At 69.5% G+C, this 23,107-nt stretch carries 19 protein-coding genes and 2 pseudogenes; 10 read left to right on the top strand and 11 right to left on the bottom strand.

Features of this window, described 5'->3' with window-relative positions; all coding sequences use genetic code 11:
- Window positions 1-24 precede the first annotated feature (24 nt).
- From ACFVJQ_RS40780 to ACFVJQ_RS40770, 3 genes are read right to left on the bottom strand one after another with little or no spacing between them, the layout of a single operon-like run.
- Window positions 25-735, bottom strand: coding sequence for a maleylpyruvate isomerase family mycothiol-dependent enzyme (locus tag ACFVJQ_RS40780; RefSeq protein WP_385509475.1), 711 nt, complete (start codon window positions 733-735; stop codon window positions 25-27).
- A complete protein-coding gene (locus ACFVJQ_RS40775; protein WP_385790883.1) occupies window positions 735-1,574 on the bottom strand; it encodes a fumarylacetoacetate hydrolase family protein in 840 nt (279 codons plus the stop codon). The genes ACFVJQ_RS40780 and ACFVJQ_RS40775 overlap by 1 nt, the downstream gene beginning before the upstream one ends.
- Window positions 1,571-2,740 (bottom strand): cupin domain-containing protein, encoded by a 1,170-nt coding sequence (locus ACFVJQ_RS40770; protein WP_385790882.1) that lies wholly within the window; start codon window positions 2,738-2,740, stop codon window positions 1,571-1,573. Before ACFVJQ_RS40770 ends, ACFVJQ_RS40775 begins: the two co-directional genes overlap by 4 nt.
- 79 nt (window positions 2,741-2,819) lie before the next feature.
- Here ACFVJQ_RS40770 and ACFVJQ_RS40765 point away from each other — a divergent pair, with 79 nt between their 5' ends.
- Window positions 2,820-3,596, top strand: a complete 777-nt coding sequence (locus ACFVJQ_RS40765) for an IclR family transcriptional regulator (protein WP_385790881.1) — start codon at window positions 2,820-2,822, stop codon at window positions 3,594-3,596.
- Window positions 3,597-3,616: 20 nt separating this feature from the next.
- Here the strand turns inward: ACFVJQ_RS40765 and ACFVJQ_RS40760 are convergent, their stop codons facing one another.
- Complete coding sequence (locus ACFVJQ_RS40760) at window positions 3,617-3,826, bottom strand: DUF397 domain-containing protein (protein WP_385790880.1); 210 nt, start codon at window positions 3,824-3,826, stop codon at window positions 3,617-3,619.
- Window positions 3,808-4,218, bottom strand: a pseudogene (locus tag ACFVJQ_RS40755) (DUF5753 domain-containing protein); the annotation flags it as partial. The gene ACFVJQ_RS40760 and the pseudogene ACFVJQ_RS40755, both read right to left, overlap by 19 nt.
- Before the next feature lie 43 nt (window positions 4,219-4,261).
- On the opposite strand from ACFVJQ_RS40755, the gene ACFVJQ_RS40750 reads away from it, so the two are divergent.
- Complete coding sequence (locus tag ACFVJQ_RS40750; protein ID WP_385509470.1) at window positions 4,262-4,546, top strand: hypothetical protein; 285 nt, start codon at window positions 4,262-4,264, stop codon at window positions 4,544-4,546.
- Window positions 4,547-4,643: 97 nt separating this feature from the next.
- Here the strand turns inward: ACFVJQ_RS40750 and ACFVJQ_RS40745 are convergent, their stop codons facing one another.
- Window positions 4,644-4,973, bottom strand: coding sequence for a hypothetical protein (locus ACFVJQ_RS40745; RefSeq protein WP_385509469.1), 330 nt, complete (start codon window positions 4,971-4,973; stop codon window positions 4,644-4,646).
- 3 nt (window positions 4,974-4,976) lie between these two features.
- Between ACFVJQ_RS40745 and ACFVJQ_RS40740 the strand changes: the two genes are divergently transcribed.
- Entirely contained in the window at window positions 4,977-5,435 is a 459-nt protein-coding gene (locus ACFVJQ_RS40740) for a hypothetical protein (RefSeq protein ID WP_385790879.1), read from the top strand.
- Window positions 5,436-5,709: 274 nt separating this feature from the next.
- Here the strand turns inward: ACFVJQ_RS40740 and ACFVJQ_RS40735 are convergent, their stop codons facing one another.
- Together ACFVJQ_RS40735 and ACFVJQ_RS40730 are read right to left on the bottom strand one after the other, a co-directional pair.
- On the bottom strand, window positions 5,710-6,747 hold the full coding sequence (locus tag ACFVJQ_RS40735) for a MerR family transcriptional regulator (protein WP_385509467.1): 1,038 nt from the start codon (window positions 6,745-6,747) through the stop codon (window positions 5,710-5,712).
- Complete coding sequence (locus ACFVJQ_RS40730) at window positions 6,741-7,451, bottom strand: HEAT repeat domain-containing protein (RefSeq protein ID WP_385509466.1); 711 nt, start codon at window positions 7,449-7,451, stop codon at window positions 6,741-6,743. The genes ACFVJQ_RS40735 and ACFVJQ_RS40730 overlap by 7 nt, the downstream gene beginning before the upstream one ends.
- 926 nt (window positions 7,452-8,377) lie before the next feature.
- On the opposite strand from ACFVJQ_RS40730, the gene ACFVJQ_RS40725 reads away from it, so the two are divergent.
- From ACFVJQ_RS40725 to ACFVJQ_RS40705, 5 genes and pseudogenes are all read left to right on the top strand, one after another.
- Window positions 8,378-8,800: a hypothetical protein gene (locus ACFVJQ_RS40725; RefSeq protein WP_385509465.1), complete on the top strand. Its 423-nt coding sequence runs from the start codon at window positions 8,378-8,380 to the stop codon at window positions 8,798-8,800.
- The gene (locus ACFVJQ_RS40720) at window positions 8,790-9,443 is read left to right on the top strand and encodes a hypothetical protein (protein ID WP_385509464.1); all 654 of its coding nucleotides are present in this window, start codon (window positions 8,790-8,792) and stop codon (window positions 9,441-9,443) included. Before ACFVJQ_RS40725 ends, ACFVJQ_RS40720 begins: the two co-directional genes overlap by 11 nt.
- Window positions 9,444-9,445: 2 nt before the next feature.
- A complete protein-coding gene (locus ACFVJQ_RS40715; protein WP_385790878.1) occupies window positions 9,446-14,221 on the top strand; it encodes a putative T7SS-secreted protein in 4,776 nt (1,591 codons plus the stop codon).
- Window positions 14,222-14,253: 32 nt separating this feature from the next.
- Window positions 14,254-14,691 carry a hypothetical protein gene (locus ACFVJQ_RS40710; protein ID WP_385509462.1) on the top strand — a complete coding sequence of 146 codons (438 nt, stop codon included), beginning with the start codon at window positions 14,254-14,256 and terminating at the stop codon, window positions 14,689-14,691.
- A gap of 375 nt (window positions 14,692-15,066) precedes the next feature.
- A pseudogene (locus ACFVJQ_RS40705) lies at window positions 15,067-15,300 on the top strand (transposase); the annotation flags it as partial.
- 2 nt (window positions 15,301-15,302) lie between these two features.
- Here ACFVJQ_RS40705 and ACFVJQ_RS40700 read toward each other — a convergent pair.
- From ACFVJQ_RS40700 to ACFVJQ_RS40690, 3 genes are all read right to left on the bottom strand, one after another.
- A complete protein-coding gene (locus ACFVJQ_RS40700; RefSeq protein ID WP_385790877.1) occupies window positions 15,303-17,408 on the bottom strand; it encodes an ISAzo13 family transposase in 2,106 nt (701 codons plus the stop codon).
- A 379-nt stretch (window positions 17,409-17,787) separates the two neighbouring features.
- A complete protein-coding gene (locus ACFVJQ_RS40695; protein WP_385509461.1) occupies window positions 17,788-19,128 on the bottom strand; it encodes a class I SAM-dependent RNA methyltransferase in 1,341 nt (446 codons plus the stop codon).
- A 73-nt stretch (window positions 19,129-19,201) separates the two neighbouring features.
- Complete coding sequence (locus ACFVJQ_RS40690) at window positions 19,202-21,250, bottom strand: APC family permease (protein WP_385790876.1); 2,049 nt, start codon at window positions 21,248-21,250, stop codon at window positions 19,202-19,204.
- 397 nt (window positions 21,251-21,647) lie between these two features.
- Here ACFVJQ_RS40690 and ACFVJQ_RS40685 point away from each other — a divergent pair, with 397 nt between their 5' ends.
- Together ACFVJQ_RS40685 and ACFVJQ_RS40680 are read left to right on the top strand one after the other, a co-directional pair.
- Complete coding sequence (locus ACFVJQ_RS40685) at window positions 21,648-22,319, top strand: TrkA family potassium uptake protein (protein ID WP_129801021.1); 672 nt, start codon at window positions 21,648-21,650, stop codon at window positions 22,317-22,319.
- Window positions 22,319-22,996 carry a TrkA family potassium uptake protein gene (locus ACFVJQ_RS40680; RefSeq protein WP_224733555.1) on the top strand — a complete coding sequence of 226 codons (678 nt, stop codon included), beginning with the start codon at window positions 22,319-22,321 and terminating at the stop codon, window positions 22,994-22,996. Before ACFVJQ_RS40685 ends, ACFVJQ_RS40680 begins: the two co-directional genes overlap by 1 nt.
- Window positions 22,997-23,107 lie beyond the last annotated feature (111 nt).

The raw sequence follows: 23,107 nt of genomic DNA, 5'->3' as shown, positions 1-23,107 counted from the left end.
TTTCGGTCGCGGGCAGGTCCGGGGTCAGAGCCAGGCGCCCAGCGTGGGGGCGGGCGTGCCGTCGGCGGTGAGCGGGCCTGCGTCCCGTCCGGCCAGGTAGGCCGCGATGTCGTGCAGTTCGCCCGTGACCAGGGCGGCTTCGCCGTCGCCCGGCAGGTCCCAGGCGGCTCCGGTGGCCGGTGCCCGCAGGGCCATGGCCGGGCCGGGGGCCGCGGCGCGCTTGGCCACGACGTCGTCGCACAGCGCGGTGAGGAAGTCGGCCGGCAGATCGGCGAAGGACACGCCGTTCGCCAGGTCGACGGCGTGCACGCACACTTCGCGGGAGCGCAGCCAGGGCACCTCGGTGGCCGGCACGGTCCGGCCCTGCGCGGTGACGACCTGCGCGCGCCACTGCTCCTCGCCGAGCGCAGCCATCCCCGTCTCCAGCGCGTCCGCCGAGCCGCGCAGCCACGCGGTGAGCTCGGCGGCCGGCAGGTCACGGCCCCGTTCGATGCCGGCGGCGCGTTCCTCGGGCGAGGCGTACATCGGTGTGGGTTCGCCGGTGGCGGCCCAGTGCACCAGGTTGGACAGCGCCTCGGAGTTGGCGGCGACATGCGCCGCCACGTGGGCCCGGCTCCAGCCGGGCAGGGCACTCGGCGCGGCGAACCCGTCGTCGTCGAGGCCGGCGGCGGCCTCGAGCATCAGCTCGGTGCCGAGCCGGACCCAGCGGCGGGCGTCGTCGAAGGTCCGGCGCATCAGGACGCCTGCTCCTTGACGACCCGGTTCTCCAGGCGGCCGATGCCCTGGATCTCGGTGACGACCGTCTCGCCTCCGAGGAGGTAGCGCTCGGGTTTGCGGGCGTGGCCGACGCCGCCGGGGGTGCCGGTGGCGATGATGTCACCGGGGTTCAGGCGGACGATCGTGGAGACGTACTCGACCAGGTCGACCGGGTCGAAGAGCAGGTCGCCGGTGGAGTCGGACTGCATGACCTCGCCGTCGACGAGCAGGCGCACGTCCAGCGACGGGCGGACCCCGCCCGGCAGCTCGTCGGGGGTGACGAGGTACGGGCCGACGGGGGTGGTGGAGTCCCACACCTTGCCCTGCAGCCACTCGCGGGTGCGGAACTGCCAGTCCCGGCAGGTGATGTCGTTCAGCACGGTGAAGCCCGCGATGGCCCGCTCGGCCTCCTCGCCCCGGGCCCGGCGCACCGGTGCGCCGACGACGACGGCGAGTTCGACCTCCCAGTCGAAGCGGTCGGTCTCCTCGGGGCGCACGATGTCGTCGCCCGCACCGATGAGGGCGTCGGCGAACTTGGCGAACAGAGTGGGGTGTTCGGGCAGGTCCCGGCCCATCTCCTGGATGTGGTTGCGGTAGTTGAGGCCGACGCACACCACCTTCGACGGGGCGGGCACCACGGGGGCGAAGTCGGCGCCGGCCGCCGAGTACGTCGGCCCGGACGCCGCGGCGGCACGCTCGGCCCAGTCGTCCTGGCGCAGCAGGGCGCCCACGTCGGGGACACCGAGGTCGACCAGGACCTCACCGTCGAGCCTGACAGCCCGGGTGGCACCGTCGCGGCGGATGGTCGCGAGCTTCATCGGGGGGTTCCTTCCACATGGGTACGGTCGAGCCGCAGGGCTTCGAAGACGGGCGAGTCGCTGAACCGGAACAGGTCCAGGGCACCGGAGTCGGAGTCGGTGGAGCCGGCCTCGGAGCGGATCGAGAACGGCTGCCAGGAGGGGACGACGAACAGGTCGCCGCGGGTGACCGACCAGGTGGTCTCGCCGACGGTGACGGTGCCGGAGCCGTCGAAGACCTGGTAGACGGACGAGCCCGTCTCGCGCACCGGCGCGGTCTCGGTGCCGCGCACGATCCGGTGCATCTCGGCCCGGATGGTCGGCAGCACGTCGGCGCCGGTCGCCGGGTCGGTGAACCGGACGGCGGCGTGACCGGGTTCCACGGTGCCGCCGTACCCCTCCGCCTCGAGAGCGAGCTGGTCGGCCAGGGCGCGGTCGGTGTGCTCCCAGCGGTAGGCGAGCAGCGGCGAGCCGGGGCCGGTGGTGCCGGCGGACACCGGGCGCAGGCCGGGGTACCCCCACAGCCGCTCGGCGCGCGAACGCTCGGGGGTGATCCGCTCAGCGTCGCTGATCTCGTCCCGCCCGAACTCGAAGAACTGCGTCTCCGTGGCGTACTGGAAGGGAATGTCAAGACCGTCGATCCAGGCCATCGGCTCGGCGGTGGCGTTGTGGTGGGCGTGCCAGTTCCAGCCCGCCTGCGGGAGGAAGTCGCCGCGCCGCATGGCCACCCGGTCGCGCCCGACGACCGTCCACACACCCTCGCCCTCGACGACGAAACGGAAGGCGTGCTGGGTGTGCCGGTGCTCCGGGGCGTCCTCGCCGGGCATGAGGTACTGGATCGCCGCCCACAGCGTCGGGGTGGCGAACGGCCGCCCGCCGAGGGAGGGGTTGGCCAGCGCGATGGCCCGGCGCTCACCGCCGCGGCCGACGGGGACCAGGTCGCCGGCCTGGGCTGCCAGCTCCCGAAGCCGCTCCCAGCGCCACAGGTGCGGCACGGCGCGCGAGCGCGGGTGGGCCGGCATCAGATCGCCGATCTCGGTCCACAGCGGGACGAGCAACTCCTGCTCGAAGCCCCGGTACAGCTCTTCGAGCGCCGGGGTGACCTCGGGCTGCCTCTCCGCGGAGACGGCCTGGAGCCGGACCGGGGAACCCGTGGCGATGTCTTGGGCGATGGAGGACTGAGTCACAGACCTCAGCGTGCATCGCGTCTGCCAGAAGAACATATAGATTCTGGAGAGCAGAACCAGAGAGGAGGGCATCGCCGTCATGGACAAACCGCTCAAGACACCGCCGCCCTACCCCATCGCCAGCGTGGACCACGCGCTGCGGGCTGCGACGATCCTGCAGATGGAGGGCGGCGCGACCGTGTCGCAGATCGCCGAGCGGCTGGGCGTCGCCAGGTCGACCGCCCACCGGGTCCTGGCGATGCTCGTCTACCGGGACTTCGCCGTGCAGGACGAGGACCGCGTCTACCGCGCGGGCCCGGTGCTGGAACTCGCCGCGCACTCCCAGTCCCTCGTGTCGCGCCTGCGCGCAGCGGCCCTGCCCCATCTGCACCGGGTCGTCGATCTTCTGGACGAGACCACGAACCTGATCGTGCGCACCGGGGACACGGCCCGGTTCATCGCCAGCGTCGAATGCCGGCAGGCACTGCGGGTCGGCTCCCGCGAAGGCATGGTGTTCCCGGCCCACCGCACGACGGCGGGGCTGCTCCTGCTCGCCGACCTCACCGACGACGAACTGGAGGAGGTCTACGCCCCCGAGCGTTACCGCGACCGTCCGGCCGATCGCCCGGATCTCGCCCGGCTGCGGACGGAGCTGAAGCGTCTGCGCCGCAACGGGTTCGCCGTCAACAAGGAGCGTTCCGAACGCGGTCTCGTCGCCGTCGGCGTACCGGTGCGCGACCGGGACGGCACCGCGCTGGCCGGCCTGTCGGTGTCGATGCCCAGCGTGCGCTACGACCCGCACACCCTCCAGTCCCTGGTGACGGCCCTGGACACCACGGCACACGCCCTGGAGAAGGACCTGGCCGAGCAGCAGTGAGCCCGCTGGTCAGGGGCGAGTCAGGCGCCGAGTTCGCCCTTCTTCAGGGCCGTCACGAACGCGGCCCATCCATCAGACGCGAACGCAATCACAGGGCTGTTCATCTGCTTGCTGTCACGTACGGGGACGACGGCGTCGAAGTCGTCGGAGACCTCAATGCACGCGCCACCGTCCTGATTGCTGTAGCTGCTCTTACGCCACGAAGCAGCGCTCAGGTCGACGATCCGCACGGCACTTCCTCCAACTTGCGCAAGATGTACTTCCGCGACTCGGCTGGGGTCAGTGCCAGGTCGCGCACTGAATCGTACGCCTTCTGGAGGCGCACAACCGGCGCGGTTTCGTCGATGAGTTCGCCCCTGTAGCCGTTCTCGGTGTAGGCCACGGTCCGGCCGTCCGGCAGAAGCAGGCACCACACGTCAAAGCCCAGCAACGCGTGCAGTCCGGCGCTGTTCGGCAGGAGATGAACTGTCACGTTGTCGCGGTCCGACATCTCCAACAGGTGCTCCAACTGCGCTCGCCACTCGCCTGCGTTCCGCAGCGGGGTGAGCAACGCGGCCTCCGAGAGGATGGTCCGGAACGGCGGCGCCTCATCCCCCTCCAGCCGCCCCCGTCGCCCTCGCCCTCGCGCTCGCGCTCGCGACCGTCATCGCCAAGGGCGCCGCCGAATGACCACCCCAGCGCCCGAGTCCGAGTCCACCCATCCCCCGCCCGGCACCGCCGTCTACGACCCCACCCGCGACCGCATCGGCATCGTCATGGGCCACGAGGGGCCGTACCTCCAGCTCCGCCCCCTCTCCGGCGGCCGGGAATGGGACGCCGACCCGCACCGCATCCAGCCGTTCACCCCCGCCGAACTGCTCCGCGCCCGCCTCGCCGAAGCCAACGAGCGCAGCCGGACCAAGCTGGGCGTGAACAGGTCGAACGGCGCGACGGTTCAGCCTCCGCCATAGGCTCCGCACAGCTGGCATGCCTCCTGCGCACGAGCACATCGCCGCACCTCAACAGAGACAGAACAGCAGATCAGGACGAAGCCGTTGCGGGCGACGTTCACGCCTTGGCGGCAGCCGGCAACTGGTCCGCGACAAGTACCGGGTCGGTGAGATGCGCCGCGTGGCACGCCTCGAAGGCGACCGGCTCGACCCCGAGGCGGGCGGCGTACTTCTCCGCCCACCACTCCTCGCCCTGCGGCAGAGTCAGGTCCTGCGAGCTGACCAGGTAGGTGATGGGCAGGCCGGGGGTCGCGGCGTCGGCGGCCGACAGCGACTCGCGCAGGCAGGCGAACGGCATGGGGCGCAGCAGCCCGTACGTCATGTCGCGCACCGCGTCCGGGGCGGTCTGGACGAAGTTGTTCCGCCAGCGCTCGAACGGCACCACCATGCTGTGGCCGCCGTTCTCCTCGGCGAGGTGACCCCGGCCTTCATCGCCAACCACCGCCAGGACGTGATCGGCTCCAACCGGCTCGCCCGAGCCCTGATCACCGACTTCGACGCGCTGCCGTACCGGGAGCGGAACTTCGCCCGGTACGTCCTCCTCGATCCGGTCGCCCGCGACCGGTACGACAACTGGGACGAGGTGGAGGCGACGGGCGTCGTCCCGCCGGGCGGGGGCAAGGTCTCCTTCGAGATCGACAAGGAGGACCCAAAGAACTCCACCGGCAACCGGTTCACGATGAATCGTTCCGAAAAGTCGCTCAACGTCACGCTCAACTCGGTGGTGTTCCGCTCCGGCGGCCAAGACCTGACCACAACCGGTGGATACATCGAGATGACGTCCCGGTTCTCCGAGCCGATCCTGCTCGGTCTCGCAGCGCTCGCGATCCGGGGGCGTGTGAAGCGGTGAGCGAGTATGGCCGGCCCACGGCCGATGGCTCCACAACCGGTGGCACTGAGGTCCCGACTCGCTCGGCGTTCCGGCTCGCGTCCATCTCCCACAACTTGATCACCTGGTCGCCTTCTCCTGCCAGGATGCGGCCATCCGCGCTGAGGGGGAGCTTCTTGACGCTCCGGCACTCTTATCGGGGTGGGTGATGACCGCGCGGAAGTCGTCGCCGTTTCCGATCCCGGCGGCAACATGCCGTCGGGACAGGGTGCCGCGGCGCCTCGGTCGCGCGCCTTCAGGACACCTCGTCGCCTCGGTCTTCGGGGGACCGCTTGTCGAGAACTCCGACGAAGGCCGAGGCAACGAGGGCGACAGCGCGGTCGTCGTCGTGGGCCAGTTGGCACAGGACTTCCTGCGCGGTGGTCCCCGACAGCTCGACCAGGGCCTGGATCAGGCGTATACGCGTCGCGGAGTCCGCGGTGGGCGCTGAGAGTTCGTCGACCAGTGCGGTCATGATCCCGTCCGCGCGCCCGGGGTCCTGGGACAGCGTTCCCAGGACCTCCGCCGCATCGACGTCGTTGGAGCCCTCGACCACCATGCCGACGAGTGTCGGCACGGCCGCGGTCACGCCACGCCTGCCCAACACCAGAGCGGCGTGCCTGCGCACCGTCGTGTCCGAGTCCCCCAGCGCATCCGCAAGCACCGCGGTCGTCCCCGGGGCATCGGACATCTCGGCGATCGCCAGCACCGCGCGCCGCCGGATGTCGACGTCCTCCGAGTACATGCCGGCGGCCAGAGTCGCCACGCCGTCGCCGCCCGATCGGGCGAGCGCCCAGCGCAGGGCGCCCGCGACGTTGGGGTCGGATTCGGCCAGGACCGCCCCGGCCAGCAGCTCGGCGGGAACCGAGCCGCCCTCCGGCCGGGCCAGGACAGCCTGCTGCCTGCGCGCGGCGCTGGTCGAGTTGAGCCCCTGCATGAGCTCGACGATGCGCAGGACGTCCTGCCAGCCGGTGGGCGCCGACGCATCGATCGCGCGGAGCCGCTCGAGCAGTTCCTGTTCTCGCTCCAAGCGGACTTCCGCCCACCGGATGAGGTCGCTGACCAGGGCGGACGGCGTGAAGGCCGGGTCCTCCAGCGCGCGCCCGATCTGTTTAAGCGAAAGCCCGAGGGACCGCAGGCTCTCCACGTGGAAGATCCTGCGGACGTCCTCGGCGGAGTACTCGCGGTAGCCGCCCACGGTGCGACCGGTCGGTCGCACCAGCCCAAGGGCGTCGTAGTGCCGTAGCATCCGGGGGCTCACCCCCGAATGGCGGGCTACTTCACCGATCAGCACTCCGCGGTCTCCGCGGCGGAGGCAACGGCTCGTTCGGGGCCGAGTGCGACGACTCGCTTCGCCTCATCGATGGCCGCGTCGAAACCGGTCTCCGGGTTCCGCCGAAGCAGCTCTGTGGCACGAGCGTGTGCGGCCACCACCGGATCAGGGTTCGCCGCGGCCTTCTCCAGGGCGGGCTTGGTCACGTCGCCGAGGTCGACGAGGGCCCGGCTCAGGCACAGCTGCACATTGCGGTCACCGCGGCCGAGTTGCATGACCAGTTCGTCGGCCATGTCCTTCTTCTCGTCCTCGGGCACGAGGACGACCGCGACGCGCCACGCGGTCCGGGCGACCTCGTCGTCGGCATCGCGCAGCATGTCGCGCGTGATCCAGGCCCACGCGCTCTTGTCGCCGATTTTGGAGAGTGTGTGCAATGCCTGACTGCGGGCCTGAGTGCGCTCAGAGGCGAGTTCCTGGCGAATCCGGGGCAGGGTGATCTCCGGCGAGAGGCGGGTCAGCGCCCAGGACAGCATGTCCCGCACGAAGAAGTCCGGCTCGACCGCGCACCGCTCGACGAGCGTCTCCAGGAAACCAGGGTGAGGGTTCGAGCCGACCGCCAGAGCCGCCTGAAGCCGGACCGATGAGTCCTCGGCGCTCAGGGCATCGGCCACGCGGGCGTTCTGCGGGGTTCCCTTTGTCGGGTTGATCGAAACCACCTCCTGCACCCAGGAGACACCTTGTCACTGTGTCAAGGTCAAGCCTGTGACCGGCGGGTGAGAAAATTTGCCGGCCCAGGGCGCAGCCCGGACGTGCTGAGCACGGTGGGTGACGATGCTCGGACACCGCAGGTGAGTGCGCAGGAAGCCGGCTCGGCCCCCCTCGAAGCTTCGCTCGGCCTCGGCATCGGCGCGATGTCCGAGTTGAGTTCGACAGCCGACCGAGCGAGCGTCATGGCGGGAGGCTGCGACACGCTCCACGCGGTGGACTTCGGAAAACAGGTCAAGCGCACCCGGCCACGCCCGGGCAATCCAGAAGACCCGCAGGTCAGATGCTCTTTGCAGCAGGCTCCAAAATCGCCACGCACTCCACATGATGCGTCATCGGAATCGTGTCAGGGTCGACGAAGGAGGGAGAACCCGCAGGTCAGGTGGATTTTTGAAGCCATAGGACGAGCCGCCGGGCACCCGGAGCGTCACGTGCGATCCCCACTGACTCGGCCGGTCGGACTGCTATGGGCCGGTCGGGCCACAGACGTCCGGCGGCACGGCGTAAGTCGGTCGGCGTCTGGCGCTCCGGCGCATCTCGCGCTGCACCGCGCTCGGACCTGCCGCGTCGCGGACTGGCGGGACGTGCGCCAAGCTCTCCTCCGCCCATCGGTACGGCGAGCCTCCTCGTAGTGAACCCGCTCGGCAGCACTCCATGTGCTTGGAGAAGGAGTTGATCCGCGGTCCGGCTCGATGACGAGTTCGCGAACGCCACCTCCCGGCGGCATCGACCGCTCGAACCTGCACCGTGAGGACGGCCCCTGCCCACGGCAGTCTCAAACTGAGGGCGACATGCGGGGCCCTGGTGAGCCCCCAGGAGAACCACCGACACCTTCCCGAGCGTCTGTTCTGCGGTGCCATCAGTGACCGAGGACGAGGGAGGGACCGTGGAGCAGCCCAGGACGGCGTTGGCCGAGCGGATTGCCGAGCGGAGGGCGGGGGTCGGCGACCCTCGGGCGTTGGTGGGTGAGATGAGGCGCTCGATCCTGCTGGTGCCAACCCCTGATGGGGGCCTGTGGTCGGCCCGTTCGGGTGGGGTGCGGTGGATCTGCGGCTTCACCGACGAGACGGCGCTGGCCCGGTTCGCCCTGCGCCACGGGCCGGGTGACCGGCCGATGGACTACGCGGCGCTCTTGGGCGCCCGCATCATGGACGAGGTCGTGCCTTCCCTGGGCGAGCCCGCCGGTCTCGCCGTGGACATCGCCAGCGAGGACGGGTCGATGTTCTTCCCGCCGGTCACCGGGATCGTTCCGGACGGCGTCGCCGTCGACACCGACGTGCCCGAAAAGGGGGATGGCCGTGGGCGGTGAGGGCATGGACCTGAATTTCGACAAGGCGTCGGTGGCGAAGTTCACGCAAGGTGTGGGCGCCACCATCGACGGGCTGGGCGACCTGGGCGGCGCGACCGGTTCGGTGATGGGCAAGGGCTTCTCCGAGCTGTCGATGACGGGCATGGAGGCCGGGCACCACGGTCTGTCGGTGGACTTCGAGGACTTCTGCGAGCGCTGGGAGTGGGGCGTACGGGCCCTGGTGAGCGACGCCAGCGAGATCGCCAACCGTCTGGGACTGGCGGCGGGCACCCAGTGGGAGCACGACCAGTACGTCGAGGGCGCGCTGAAGGTGGGCGTGAACTCCGTGATGGGCGGCAACCCGCACGCCTCGGAGGAGGAGATCACCCGGCAGGACTGGGGTGATGTGTTCACGCCGGACTACCTGAACCCGGACTGGAGCGCGGAGTCGTTCGACCGGGCCGGTCAGGAGATGGCACAGACCTGGAAGGACACCGGCCGCACGGTCCTGACCGAGGGGCAGGGTGGTCGGCAGGCGCAGATGCTCAACGACGCGCTCGGCATCTCCGACGACCAGTGGAACCGGGCGCTGGACGACACCTTCGGCCCGTCGCCGGAGGAACGCGCCCGGCAGGCGCAGCAGGGTGAAGACGGGGGCAACTGAGCGTGGGTATCGGCGACTTCATCAGTGACATCACGCCCGACTTGGTGGAGAACGCGGCCGAGGACGGTGTCGAGTGGGTCGGCAACCGGGTCGAGGACGCCGGGAAGTGGACCGCCGACCGGCTGGACGATGTCGGCTGGGAATCCGGTGCGGACTGGGTGCGCGAGCAGTCCCGTTCGGTCGCCAACCGGATGGGCGCCGAGGTCGACGAGATGGACCTCGGGCAGACCGAGGACAAGACCAAACTGATCTACGGCAGCCCGGACAAGCTGCGCTCCACCGCCCAGAAGCTCCGCGGCTTCCAGAAGGCGTTCGACGACGCCGGCGGCGGTCTGAAGGGACTGGACTCCTCACGGTTGAAGGGCGAGGCGGCCGAGGCACTACGCAAGGCGGTGAGCACCCAGCCGCCCAAGTGGTTCACCGGTGCGGACGCATGCGAGAAGGCAGCCGCCGCGCTGGAGGCGTTCGCCGGAACCGTGACGTGGGCGCAGGGGCAGGCGCAGACGGCGATCGACAAGTGGAAGGAGGGCGTGAAGGCGTCCGAGGGGGCCGCCGACGCGCACCGCAAAAAGGTCGCCGACTACAACAAGGCGGTCGACCGCTACAACGCCCAGCCCGCCGACCAGCGCGACCCCGCCACGCTCCCGCCCCGCCCCGCCGCGACGTTCGACGACCCCGGCAAGAAGCTGATGCAGGAGGCGCAGGACATCCTCGCCGACGCCCGCAAGCAGCGGAACACGGCCGCGGAGACCGCCCGCAGCGCGGTCCGCGCCGGGCGGGACCTGGCTCCCGAGAAGCCGTCGTACGCGCAGCAGGCGGGCGACGGGATCCAGGAACTGCAGATCATGGGCGACCACGTCGGTGGCGGCATCATCAAGGGCACCGCGGGGCTGGTGAACTTCGTGCGCGGGATCAACCCCTTGGACCCGTACAACCTCACCCACCCCGCCGAGTACGCCACCAACCTCAACAGCCTCGCCGCCGGACTGGTGGTCGCCGCCAACGACCCGGTCGGCACCGGCAAGCAGATGATCAGCGACTTCATGAAGGACCCCTACGAGGGCTTCGGCCGTCTGTTGCCGGATGCCGCGCTGACCGCGGCCACCGGCGGAGGCGGTGCCGCCGTCAAGGGCGTGCGCATCGCCGCGGACGCCGCCGACGCCGCACGCGCGCGCAAGCTGATCGACGACGCCCCGGACGGGACCCACAACCGCGTGGACGGGGAGCGCACCACCGACGGCACGGACCCGGTGGACCTCGCCACCGGCCGGATGTTCCTGCCCCAGACCGACCTGGCGATCCCCGGCATCCTGCCGCTGGTGTTCACCCGCCGCACCGAGTCCGGCCTGGCCATCGGCCGCTTCCTGGGGCCGTCCTGGTCGTCCACGGTCGACGAGCGGCTGGAGATCGACGCCATCGGCGTCGTCCACGTCACGGCCGAGGGACTTCTGGTCCCGTACCCGCATCCGGTCCCCGGCGCGCCGACCACACCGGAATCGGGCAAGGCCCGCACGCTTCTCGCCCGGGGCGCCGACGGCGACTACACGATCACCGACCCCGACACCGGGCTGACCTTCCGCTTCACCGCCCCGCCCGGCGGCGAACCCGGCGGCGACGGAACCGCCTGGCTGACATCCGTCACCGAACGCAACGGCCACACCATCACCATCGACCGCGCCGACGACGGCCTGCCGCTGGCCCTCGTCCACTCGGCCGGCCACCAGGTGAACCTGTCCGTCGCCGACGGCCTGATCACCGGCCTGTCCCTGGCCGGCGCGGGCGAGGGCGAGGCGGATCTGCTCCTGATGAGTTACGGCTACCAGAACCGCGACCTCACCACGGTCACCAAGCCGTCCGGCGCCACCACCACCTTCCTCTACGACGACCGCCACCGCGTCATCGCCTGGATCGACTCCAACGGAAGCCGCTACGACTACGTCTACGACGACCGCGACCGCGTCATCGCCGAGGGCGGCGAAGCCGGCCACATCCAGATCACCCTCACCTACACCGAACCCGATCCCCCGACCGGCCACCGCACCACCACCCTCACCACCGCCGACGGCCGCACCACCCGCCACCTCATCGGCCCCGGCTGTCGCGTCCTGGCCACCACGGATCCGCTCGGCCACATCAACAGCTTCGCCTACGACACCCGCGGGAACCTCCTCACCCGCACCGACCCACTCGGCCGCACCACCGCCTACACCTACGACGAGAACAACCGCCTGGTCGCCGTGCTCCGCCCGGACAGCAGCCGACTCGCCATGAAGCCCGGCCCGTTCGGGAGGTACACGGACCTCCACGGCCCGGACGGCAGCCGCTGGCTCCAGAGCTTCGACGAGCGCGGCAACCGGGTAGCGGTCACCGATCCGGCCGGCTATACGACCCGGTACGCCTACGATGCTCGGGGATGCCTGACGTCGATCACCGACGCGCTGGGAGCCGTCACCACAGTCCGCTGCGACGCCATGGGCCGGCCCGTGCAGGTCATCGACCCGGCCGGCGGGACCACTCAGATTCAGCGCGACGCCCTCGGAAACGCAAGACGCGTCACCGACCCCACAGGCGGCGTCACTTGTCTCGAGTGGGACGCAGACGGCAATCTGATCCGCCGGGAGGCCCCGAACGGCGCCACCGAGTCGTGGACCTGCGACGGCGAGGGCAACCGCCTCACCCACACCGACCCGATCGGCGGGGTGTCCCGCTTCGAGTACACGCACTTCGACCTGGTGGCGGCCCGCACCCAGCCGAACGGAGGCCGGTACGAATTCGGGTACGACGCCGCCCTGCGGCTCGTCCAGGTCACCAATCCGCAGGGCGCACGCTGGACTTACGAGTACGACGCGGCCGGGCGCATGGTCTCGGAGACCGACTTCGACGGCCGCACCCTCACCTACCGCTACGACGCCGCCGGGCAACTCACCTCCCGAACCGACTCACTCGGACACGTCATCTCCTTCGAGCGCGACCAACTCGGCCAGGTGATCCGGAAGGACGCCGACGGCCAGGTGACCACCTACGGCTACGACCGGGCCGGACGTCTTCTGCAGGCGTCCGGCCCGGACAGCGAACTCCTCTACATGTACGACCGCCGGGGACGGGTCAAGTCCGAGCTCGTCGACGGCCGCGCCATGAGTTACGCCTACAACGCCGTGGGCCACCGCACCCGCCGTATCACTCCCACCGGCCACGTGACCACCTACACGTACGACGCCAGTGGCCGTCCCGAGCGCCTGACCACCGGAGGGTCCCCGGTCGTCTTCACCCATGATGTCGCGGGCCGTGAAACGGCTCGTGTCTTCGCAGGCTTCGCCGCACCCCTCACCGTCACCTCGGCCTGGGACGAGGCCGGGCGGCTCTCCGCCAGTCACCTGACCGCCGACGGCCGTACTCTCAACAGCCGTACCTACTCCTACCGCCCGGACGGCCACCTCAGCTCTGTCAGCGATCTCCTGTCGGGCACCCGCACCTTCGACCTGGACGCGGTCGGCCAAGTCACCGCCGTCCACGCGCAGGGTTGGACCGAGCGGTACACCTACGACGCGAGCGGCAACCTGACCGAGGCGTCCTGGCCCGCTTCCCACCCCGGCAACGAAGCCACCGGACCGCGGACTTACGCCGGCACAGCGATCACCCGCGCCGGAGCCGTCCGCTTCGAACACGACGCCCTCGGCCGCATCACCCTGCGGCAGAAGACCCGCCTGTCCCGCAAACCCGACACCTGGCGCTATGAATGGGACGCCGAGAACCGACTCACCTCGGTGATCACCCCGGACGGGACCCGTTGGCGCTACCGCTACGACCCCCTGGGCCGCCGCGTCGCCAAGCAGCGTCTGACAGACGACGAGAGCGTGGTGGAGGAGATCCGGTTCGCCTGGGACGGCATGACCCTCTGCGAACAGACCGTTCACCACCCGGACCTCCCGAGCGCAGTCGCCCTCACCTGGGACCATCGGTCCGGCGTTCCCCTCTCACAGACCGAGCGCATCCTCACGGCGGACACCCGTCAGGACGAGGTGGACCGGCGCTTCTTCGCCATCGCCACCGACCTCGTCGGAACCCCTACCGAGTTGATCGGCCAGGACGGCGACATCGCCTGGCGCACCCGCGCCACCCTCTGGGGCACCACCGCCTGGAGCAGATCCAGCACGGCCTACACCCCGCTCCGCTTCCCCGGTCAGTACTACGACCCGGAAACCGGCCTGCACTACAACCTGTTCCGCCACTACGACCCTGAAACCGCGCGATACCTCACCCCCGACCCCCTCGGGCTCACTCCCGCGCCCAACCCCGCCACCTACGTCCACAACCCTCACACCTGGTCCGACCCCCTCGGACTCAGCCCGTATCCGCGTGGTGAGAAAGGCAACCCGTTCGAGAACCGCACAGATGCGGAAAAAGCCGCGTTCGAGCTCGCCGGTGTTCGTTACGGCGAAGAGCCCATTGCCGAGTGGGTAGTCACCGGGGACAAGCAACTGAAGCACACGCCGGGTTACATTTATTCACCCGACCCGGCACACTGGGGAAATTTCCGGCAATTCGAAACAGATAATGGCTCGCGTGTGGTCGTCGAGCACACCCACGATCCAGCAGGTCCACACTTCCATGCCGGCAAACCGAAGATCGATGACACCCGGAACTTCGTCAACTTCGGCTGGGACAATGCAAGAGTGCAGCGCCCCGACGGCAGCCTCGGCTATCCGGAGTCCATGGAGAGATATGCCAAGATAAACAAACCGGGTGGCGACCATCACCTGTTCTATGAAGGCAGCTGAATGCTGTGGGGACCGATGAAAGGTCAGGGATCATGAAGGACCGGCAGGCACCGGAGTGGCTGGACACCCTCGGGCGCTGCGGACTTGAGGTGACGGGGGAGGCGGCATCTGACGGCCCACCCGTGAACGCCGCCATCTATGCGGTCAGCGGATTCGAGGTGGAGCCGGTCGCCGCAATCCCCGCCTCCACCCCCCACGCCGCCGACGAACTGGACGAGGTGTGGCATCACCATGCTTCACAAGCTTCGCTCTACGGGGAGAACGGAGAGTTTCTCATCCTCCCGCCCGTACCCGGCGGGAGCGCGGTCGGCTGGGTGCGCGTAAAAGACCCGGTCGGCAAGAACCTCCCGTCACGTATCTCCGGAGTGACGGGTTCACCCGAGTTCGTGGCCGTTTCGGTTGACGGCCGTCACCTGTGTGCCGCCTCGGTCGAAGAATCCGACTACTGGGTGGTAGTGCACGAATTCTGAGGTCCGATGAGCGTCACGAGCGTCATTTCAACGTCAAGACATCGTCCATAATGCCCACGCCGCTGGTCAGGCGTGAACCACTGCGGCGGCTTGACCGCGATCTGGGGCAAGTCGATGCAGTGGCACGGGGGAAGCGCCAGGACATCGTCGTCGACGGCCGCGCGCATCATGGAGGGCGTCAGGTTGTAGGCCCGCATCGCCAAGCAGCGTCTCGCGGACAACGGTGAGACCGTCCTGAGGAAACCCGTTTCACCTGGGACGGCATGGTCCTGTGCGAACAGACGACCGTCTCCCATGACCCGCCGAACATCGCCCTCGTCGGCACCCCGCCCGAACTGCTCGCCGAGAACGGGGCGAATGGCCGGACTCGGACCGGACGAGCAGGTCGCCGCGTTCCGCAACCGGCCCCTGGACACTGGGCAGTATGCGTTCGTCTGGGTGGACGCGCTGACCCAGAAGGTCCGCAAGGGCGGCCGGATCATCAACGTGCATGCCCTGATCGCGGGCGGTGTCAGCGCCGACGGGCACCGCGAGATCCTCGGCCTGGCGGACGCGATCGGCGCCGTCCTGCCCGGTGCCTCCTGGCAGCGCTGCCGCACCCACTGGAGCCGTCAAGATTCAACTTGTCGGTGTGTCGCGTCGTGTGTCTCGGCGGCCGCCAAGAGGTCGTCTACGGTGCGATATCGGGTGGTTGCCTGGCCTGGAATCCAGCCGTCCTGTTCGAGCAGGGGACGGATCTCACGGACGACGTTTCCGATCAGGGAGCGGCTGACGTCGCCGAGCGCGTCCGCGAGGACGTCCAGGGTGCACAGCTTCCTGAGATAGAGGAGGGCGAGCAGGATACGTTCGCGGTTGCCGATCTTCTGTGGGAAGACGCCACCGCGGGCGCCGGGTTGGCGTTCACCGCCGCGGCGCTGGTGGGCGAGTCGTTCGGCCTGGGCGGTCTGCCGTGAGGCGAGGCGACGCACGAGCGTGTCCAGTTCCGTGCGGCTCATCCCGGTCAGTACGGGGTGCGACAGCTTGTCGATGATCGTGGTGCGGGCGGGGATGCTGGCGTGCTCGAGGAAGGCGAGTAGGTCCCTGACGGTGTTGAAGCGGACCGCGGCGGTGCCGGGGTAGTGGCCGTGGTCCTCGAGGACTTCACGGGTTTCGTGGATATGGCCGGCGATGCAGGTGGCGGTGACCTCAAGGAGATCGGCCAGGACGTTCATGGAGCAGACCTGCCGCTGGTAGAGCAGGGTGAGCAAGAGCCGTGCCGGGTCGTCGAAGAGCGGCTTGTGGCGGATCTTGCCGGTGGCCCGGCGGGCTCGTCCGCCGCGCTGTTCGCTGTATCGCTGCTGCGTGCGGGCGACCTGAGCAGGGGCGATGGCCGTGGTCAGCTCCGTGAGCGCACCGGTGTTCAGGCCGGTCAGATGCTCGTCGGCCAGCTTTGCGAGCATGGCCTGACGCCGCTGGGCGGGACCGTGCTGCTCTCCGGTTGGCGGTGGGGCCGCGGCGGGCGCGGGGTGGAGGGTGTAGTTCCAGCTGCCGTGGACGGCGTGCCGCTCAAGAGGCAGGGCGGCGAACCGCTCCTTGCTGATCGCGATGCCGGTGGGGTAGTCGCCAGTGTCCAAAGCGGCCTCCACGCGCAAACCGGCACGGGTGGTCGTGGCGGCGATCGTCTTGATGACGACGTCGTGGCTGGTCAGCGGGCGACCGCGCCAGTTGCGGGTGATGTGTGAGAACAGCCTGTGCTCGATCTTGTTCCATTTACTTGTGCTCGGAGGGAAGTGACAGACGGTGATGGCCAGGCCGGTCTCGGCGGCCAGGGCGACCAGTTCGCTCTTCCATACCCGGTAGCGGTAGCTGTGGGAGCCGCCCGCATCCGCGGTGATCAGCAGCCGTGTCGCGTCCGGGTAGTCGAGACTGCCGCGCGTGCGCCACCAGCGGCGGATCGACTCCACGGCGAACACCGAGGTGTCGTGGTCGACGCCGACATTCACCCAGCCGGTGTTGCGGGCCAGATCGTAGATCCCGTAGGGCACGGCGTGCTCGACATCGGGGCCGCTGAAGAAGAAATGGTGATCCTCGACCTCGACCGGTTCCCCCTTGGGCCGCCATTCCCGCCCGGTCATCGGCAGGTTCCCGATCTGCTCGCGCTTCTTGGTGTCCACGCTGATCACCGGCTCGCCGCTGGCCTGGTGCTGCTTGACCTGCTCGTTGATGTAGCGGAACTGGGCATCCCGGTCCGGGTGCTGGGAGCCTTCCAGGGTCTTCGCGTTGACCTGCAGGCTGAACCCCTGCAGTCTGAGCAGTCGGCCCACCGTCGGCGCCGAGACGGCATACCCCTGACGGTTCAGTTCCTCCGCGAGGTGCCGCAGCGACTTTGTCGTCCACCGCAGTGGCGACTGCGGATCACCCCGCTCGTCCGGCTCGACCAGCGCCAACAGCGCGGCAACGAGCCCGGGGTCCTTCTCCTCGACCCGCTTGCGTCCGCCGCCCGCCACCCGGGACCGGCCAGCCGGCAGCGGATCAGCCCCGGCCTCCAGCTCCGCGACACCGCGTCGCACCGTGGTCTCGCTCATCCCGGCGGCCCGCGCTACGGCCCGTACGCCGCCATGCCCCAGCAACCGGGCCTCTGCCGCCACCGCCAGGCGGCGCTGTCGCTCGTTCAGGTGTGGCAACAACACACGGAAACGACACAAGAGTTGGTCATGCAGCTCGTTCGAGGGGGCCATACCATGGCAACGAGCCTGAAGATCGAAAGCCACAGCTTGTTCCTTGACGGCTCCACTACGCCCGCAACCTGCTCAGCCAGGTGCCCAAGTCGGCCCAGCCATGGGTGGCACCTTGCTGCACGAGATCACCGAGTGGCCGTCGTTACACCACTCCAGCGGACGCGATCCGGCGCTGCCCCATCTCCATCCCACATTCGGACGCGGGCCATCGAAGCCGGCGTCATTTGAGCGTCAAGAACGTTCGCAAGACGGTCACCCCGACGCCCTTCGACTACCGCCCTCGCTCCAAGAACGCAGGTCACAGCGCCCCGGACCGCCCGACCTGTTGCACTATGGGGAAACAGGTCGAGAAAACGACCCTGAAACAGAAAACCGCAGGTCAGACGCCCTTTGCCGCAGGCTCCAGAATCGCCACGCACTCCACATGATGCGTCATCGGAAACAGATCGAACGCCCGCAACGTCCGCACCCGATACCCCCCGTCCCGGAAGTACCCCAGATCCCGCGCCAGTGCCGCCGGATCGCACGCGACGTACGCGATGCGACGGGCGCCCAGCGACGACAAGTGCTCGACGGTCTTCCGGCCGGCCCCGGTTCGGGGCGGGTCCAGGACGATGAGGTCGACCTCGGTGATTCCGGTGCGCGGCAGGACCGAGTCGACCTTGCCCTGTTCGATGCGGACCCGGTCGAAGTCGGCGAGGTTGTACCGGGCGTCCTCGACGGCCCGCTTGCCGGACTCGATGCCGAGGACCGCACCCTGGTCGCCGACCCGGTCGGCGAGCGCGCCCGCGAACAGGCCGACGCCGCAGTAGAGGTCGAGCGCCATGTCGCCCTTGCGGGGGAGAAGGCCCTGCATCACGGCCGTCACCAGCGTGTCCGCGGCCTTGGGATGCACCTGCCAGAAGCCGCCGCTCCCGACCCGGTAGGTACGCCCGTCCGCGCGCTCGCGGACGAAGGGCCGGCCGTGGACGCGGTGCACCCCGCCGTCCTTCTCCTCCACCCGCATCACGGACACGGGCTTGTCCAGTTCCACGATGGGCAGACGTGCGCCCGGCCGGGGCGTCAGAATCACCTGGCGGTCCTGTGAACCCGTCGCCGCGATCGCCTCGACCGAGGCCATGCCGGTCCAGTCGCGCTTCTCGATGCCGAGCTCGCTGACCCCCTCAGCAGCGATCATGCAGTGGTCGATGGGCTCCACCTCGTGCGACCGGTGCCGCCGCAGGCCCGCACGGCCGTCGGCGTCCACCGCGTACTGCACCCGCGTCCGCCACTGCGGCACCTGGCCGGCCGGCAGTTTGTCGCCCTCGGCCGGCATCACCGTGCCGTCCCAGCCGGCCTCCTCGGGCGTCAGGCCCGCGAGCCGCTGCAGCTGCTCGGCGATCACCTCGCCCTTGAGGCGCCGCTGGGCACCCGGCTTCGCGTGCTGCCAGTCGCAACCGCCGCAGCGGCCGGGACCGGCGTAGGGGCAGGGCGCCTCGATGCGGTCCTTGGACGCCGAGAGCACCTCGACCGCATCCGCGCGCAGGAACCGAGCTTCTTCCTCGCCCTCGGTCACCCGGGCCACGACCCGCTCGCCGGGCAGCGCGTGCCGGACGAACAGGACCTGGCCCGACTCGGTGCGGGCGATGCAGTGGCCGCCGTGGGCGACGGGGCCGATCTCGACCTCGTACTCCCGCCCGACCAGGGACCCCGCCTGCGACTTCTTCGGTTCTGCCTGCATGGCGGGGTGACTCCAGAGATGAGAAGGACTACGGCTGGACAACAGCCCACCAGTCTACGTGCTCCTGCACACGTCAGTCCTTGGCGCTGGGCTCCTTCGGCCGCACCTGCGCCGGACCACGCCGCACCGAACCCGGCGCGTTCCACTCCTGCCGTTTGCCGGCCCGCTTCTTGGCCAGCTCGGAGGAGGCCAGCTGGTAGGGCACCGAGGTCACCATGACGCCCGGCGTGAACAGCAGCCGGCCCTTCAGCCGGAGCGCGCTCTGGTTGTGCAGCAGGTGCTCGTACCAGTGGCCGACGACGTACTCCGGGATGATCACGGAGACCACATCGCGCGGGGACTCCTTGCGCAGACTCTTGACGTACTCGATGACCGGCCGGGTGACCTCCCGGTACGGCGAATCGAGCACCTTCAGCGGTACGTCGATGCCGCGCCGCTCCCATTCGTCACGCAGACCCTTGGTCTCGGCCGGGTCCACGTTGACGCTGAGCGCCTCCAGGGTGTCCGAGCGCAGCAGCTTGGCGTAGGCGAGGGCGCGCAGGGCGGGGCGGTGGATCTTGGAGATCAGCACCACGGAGTGCACCCGCGAGGGTCGGAGGCTGTCGTCGCTCGGGCCCTCGGGGGCGGCGAGTTCCTGGGAGACGTGGTCGTAGTGGCGGCGGATCGCCGTCATCGTCACGTAGAAGATCACCATGCCGAGCAGCGCGACCCAGGCGCCGTGGGAGAACTTGGTGACCAGGACGACGACCAGGACGAGGCCGGTGAAGAAGGCGCCGAACGCGTTGATCGCGCGGGAGCGGATCATGTGGCGGCGCTTGGCGGGGTCCTGCTCGGTGGCCAGGTGGCGGTTCCAGTGGCGGACCATGCCGGTCTGGCTGAGCGTGAAGGACACGAACACGCCGACGATGTACAGCTGGATCAGACGCGTGGAGTCGGCTCCGTAGACCCACACCAGGAGTGCGGCCGCGCCGGCCAGGAGCACGATGCCGTTCGAGAACGCCAGGCGGTCGCCGCGGGTGTGCAGCTGGCGCGGGAGGTAGCGGTCCTGGGCGAGGATCGAGCCGAGCACCGGGAAGCCGTTGTACGCGGTGTTCGCGGCGAGGAAGAGCACCAGCGCGGTGGCTGCGGCCAGCACGATGAACAGGATGCTGCCCTTGCCGAAGACGGCCTCGGCGACCTGCGAGATCACGGGGTTCTGGACGTAGTCCGAGCCCACCGGGACGCCCTTGTCGAGCAGGTCGTGGGCCGGGTTCTCGGCCATCCGGACGTTGGACGCCATCGCCAGGCCGATGATGCCGCAGAACATGGTGACGGCGAGCAGGCCCATCAGCGCGAGCGTGGTGGCCGCGTTCCTCGACTTGGGCTTACGGAAGGCCGGCACGCCGTTGGAGATCGCCTCCACGCCGGTGAGCGCGGCACAGCCGGAGGAGAAGGCGCGCAGCAGCAGGAAGAGCAGGGCGAAGCCCGCGAGGCCCTCGTGTTCGGCCTTGATCTCGTACCCGGCGGTCGGTGCCCGCATGGTGTCGTCGAGCACCAGCCCGCGGAACGCGCCCCACATGATCATGACGAAGACGCCCGTGACGAAGACGTACGTCGGGATCGCGAAGAGCGTGCCGGACTCCCTGACCCCGCGCAGGTTCATCAGCGTCAGCAGCAGGATCACGGCCACCGCGCAGAGCACCTTGTGCTCGACGACGAAGGGGATCGCGGAGCCGAGGTTCTCGATGCCGGAGGAGATGGAGACGGCGACGGTCAGGACGTAGTCGACGAGCAGTGCGCTGGCGACGGTGAGGCCGGCCTTGGGGCCGAGATTGGTGTTCGCCACCTCGTAGTCGCCGCCGCCGCTCGGATAGGCGTGCACGTTCTGCCGGTAGGAGGCGACGACCGTGAACATCAGCACGACGACCGCGGCGGCGATCCAGGGGCTGAAGTGGTAGGCCGACACGCCCGCGATGGAGAGGACCAGCAGTACCTCTCCGGGCGCGTACGCCACGGAGGACAGCGGGTCGGAGGCGAACACGGGGAGTGCGACGCGCTTCGGCAGGAGCGTTTCGCCCAGCCGGTCGCTGCGCAGTGCGCGCCCGATCAGGATCCGTTTGGGCACGTCGGTCAGTTTGGACACAACAGAGGATCGTAAGGCTTCGAACAGGGCTTCGCCCACCTGCCTCCCGCCATCTGCCCCACGAGTGAAATACCGGGGCCGTCAGGCCACGGGTCCGGGCGACACGACAACCCCCATGCCTATATGACAAAACCCTTATGCCAGAAACCATCCCCTGAGCCATCCCGTCGCCTGCAATCGGAGGTCCCATGTCTGCCACCGCGGAGTTGATCGGCGCCACCGCCGCACTCGTCGGCCTCGGAATCCTCACCGTTCTCAGCGTGTGGAGCATCAGCCGCCGCTGATCTGGGCAAACCGTGCACGGGGGTGCCCTCCACGGACTGTGCGTGTGTAGCTTGGTGGCCGGTCTGAGACCCTAATCAAGGCAAGTCAGCAACTTGATATCGGAAGGACGGTCGTGCACATCGTCATCATGGGCTGCGGCAGAGTGGGTTCCGCTCTCGCCCAGACCCTGGAGCAACAGGGGCACACGGTCGCCGTGATCGACCAGGACCCCACCGCCTTCCGACGCCTGGGATCCTCGTTCGGCGGCCGCCGCGTGACCGGGGTCGGCTACGACCAGGACACCCTGCGCGAGGCCGGCATCGAGGAGGCCGGCGCCTTCGCCGCCGTCTCCAGCGGTGACAACTCGAACATCATCTCCGCCCGCGTGGCCCGCGAGATGTTCGGCGTCGAGAACGTCGCGGCCCGTATCTACGACCCCCGGCGCGCCGAGGTCTACCAGCGCCTCGGCATCCCGACGGTCGCCACGGTCCGCTGGACGGCGGACCAGATGCTGCGCCGGCTGCTGCCGTCCGGCGCCGAGCCGCTGTGGCGCGACCCCACCGGCGGAGTCCAGCTCGCCGAGGTGCACGCCTCCAATGCCTGGGTCGGCCACAAGATCAGCAGGCTGCAGGAGGAGACCGGCGTCCGCGTGGCGTTCCTCACCCGGCTCGGCGAGGCCATCCTGCCCACCTCGCAGACAGTGTTGCAGGAGGGGGACCTGGTGCACGTGATGATGCGCTCGGACGACGTCGAGAAGGTCGAGGCGGCGTTCGCCGAGGGCCCTGAGAAGGAGGGCGGTCACTGATGCGGGTCGCCATTGCCGGAGCCGGCGCGGTCGGCCGGTCGATCGCCGGTGAACTGCTGGAGAACGGCCACGAGGTCCTGCTCATCGACAAGGCGCCGACCGCCATCTCGGTCGAGCGCGTCCCGCAGGCCGAGTGGCTGCTCGCCGACGCCTGCGAGATCACGTCCCTGGACGAGGCGGCGCTCCAGCGCTGCAACGTCGTCATCGCCGCAACGGGCGACGACAAGGTGAACCTGGTCGTCTCACTGCTGGCCAAGACGGAGTACGGCGTTCCGCGCGTCGTCGCCCGGGTCAACAACCCCAAGAACGAGTGGCTGTTCAACGAGGCCTGGGGCGTGGACGTCGCCGTCTCCACCCCGCGCCTGATGTCGGCCCTGGTCGAGGAGGCGGTGAGCGTCGGCGATCTGGTCCGCCTGCTGCGCTTCAGCCACGGCGACGCCAACCTCGTCGAGCTGACCCTGCCGGACGAGTCGGCCCTGGCCGGCACCCAGGTCGGCGATGTGGAGTGGCCGGAGGACACCTCCCTGGTCACCATCATCCGCGGCACCCGGGTCCTCACCCCCACTCGGGACGACTCCCTGGAGGCGGGCGACGAGCTGCTGTTCGTGGCCGCGCCGGCCCGGGAGGAGCAGTTGGAGGATCTGCTGTCGGTGCGGCGGGAAGACGCGACGAGCTGACTCCCCCGGTCGATACGAGGATGGGGCGCCCTGAGGAAGAGCGGGCCGCCCAACCCCGGTAGGAGGCGGGGACTGCCCCCCGGGGGGGGAGGCCGGGGGGCCCGACCCCGG

This window comes from Streptomyces sp. NPDC127197, from assembly GCF_042672405.1.
In the GTDB taxonomy this organism is placed as follows: domain Bacteria; phylum Actinomycetota; class Actinomycetes; order Streptomycetales; family Streptomycetaceae; genus Streptomyces; species Streptomyces flavusporus.
The sequence above is the reverse complement of the archived record's forward strand: the minus strand, read 5'-3'. Positions and strand labels throughout refer to the sequence as shown.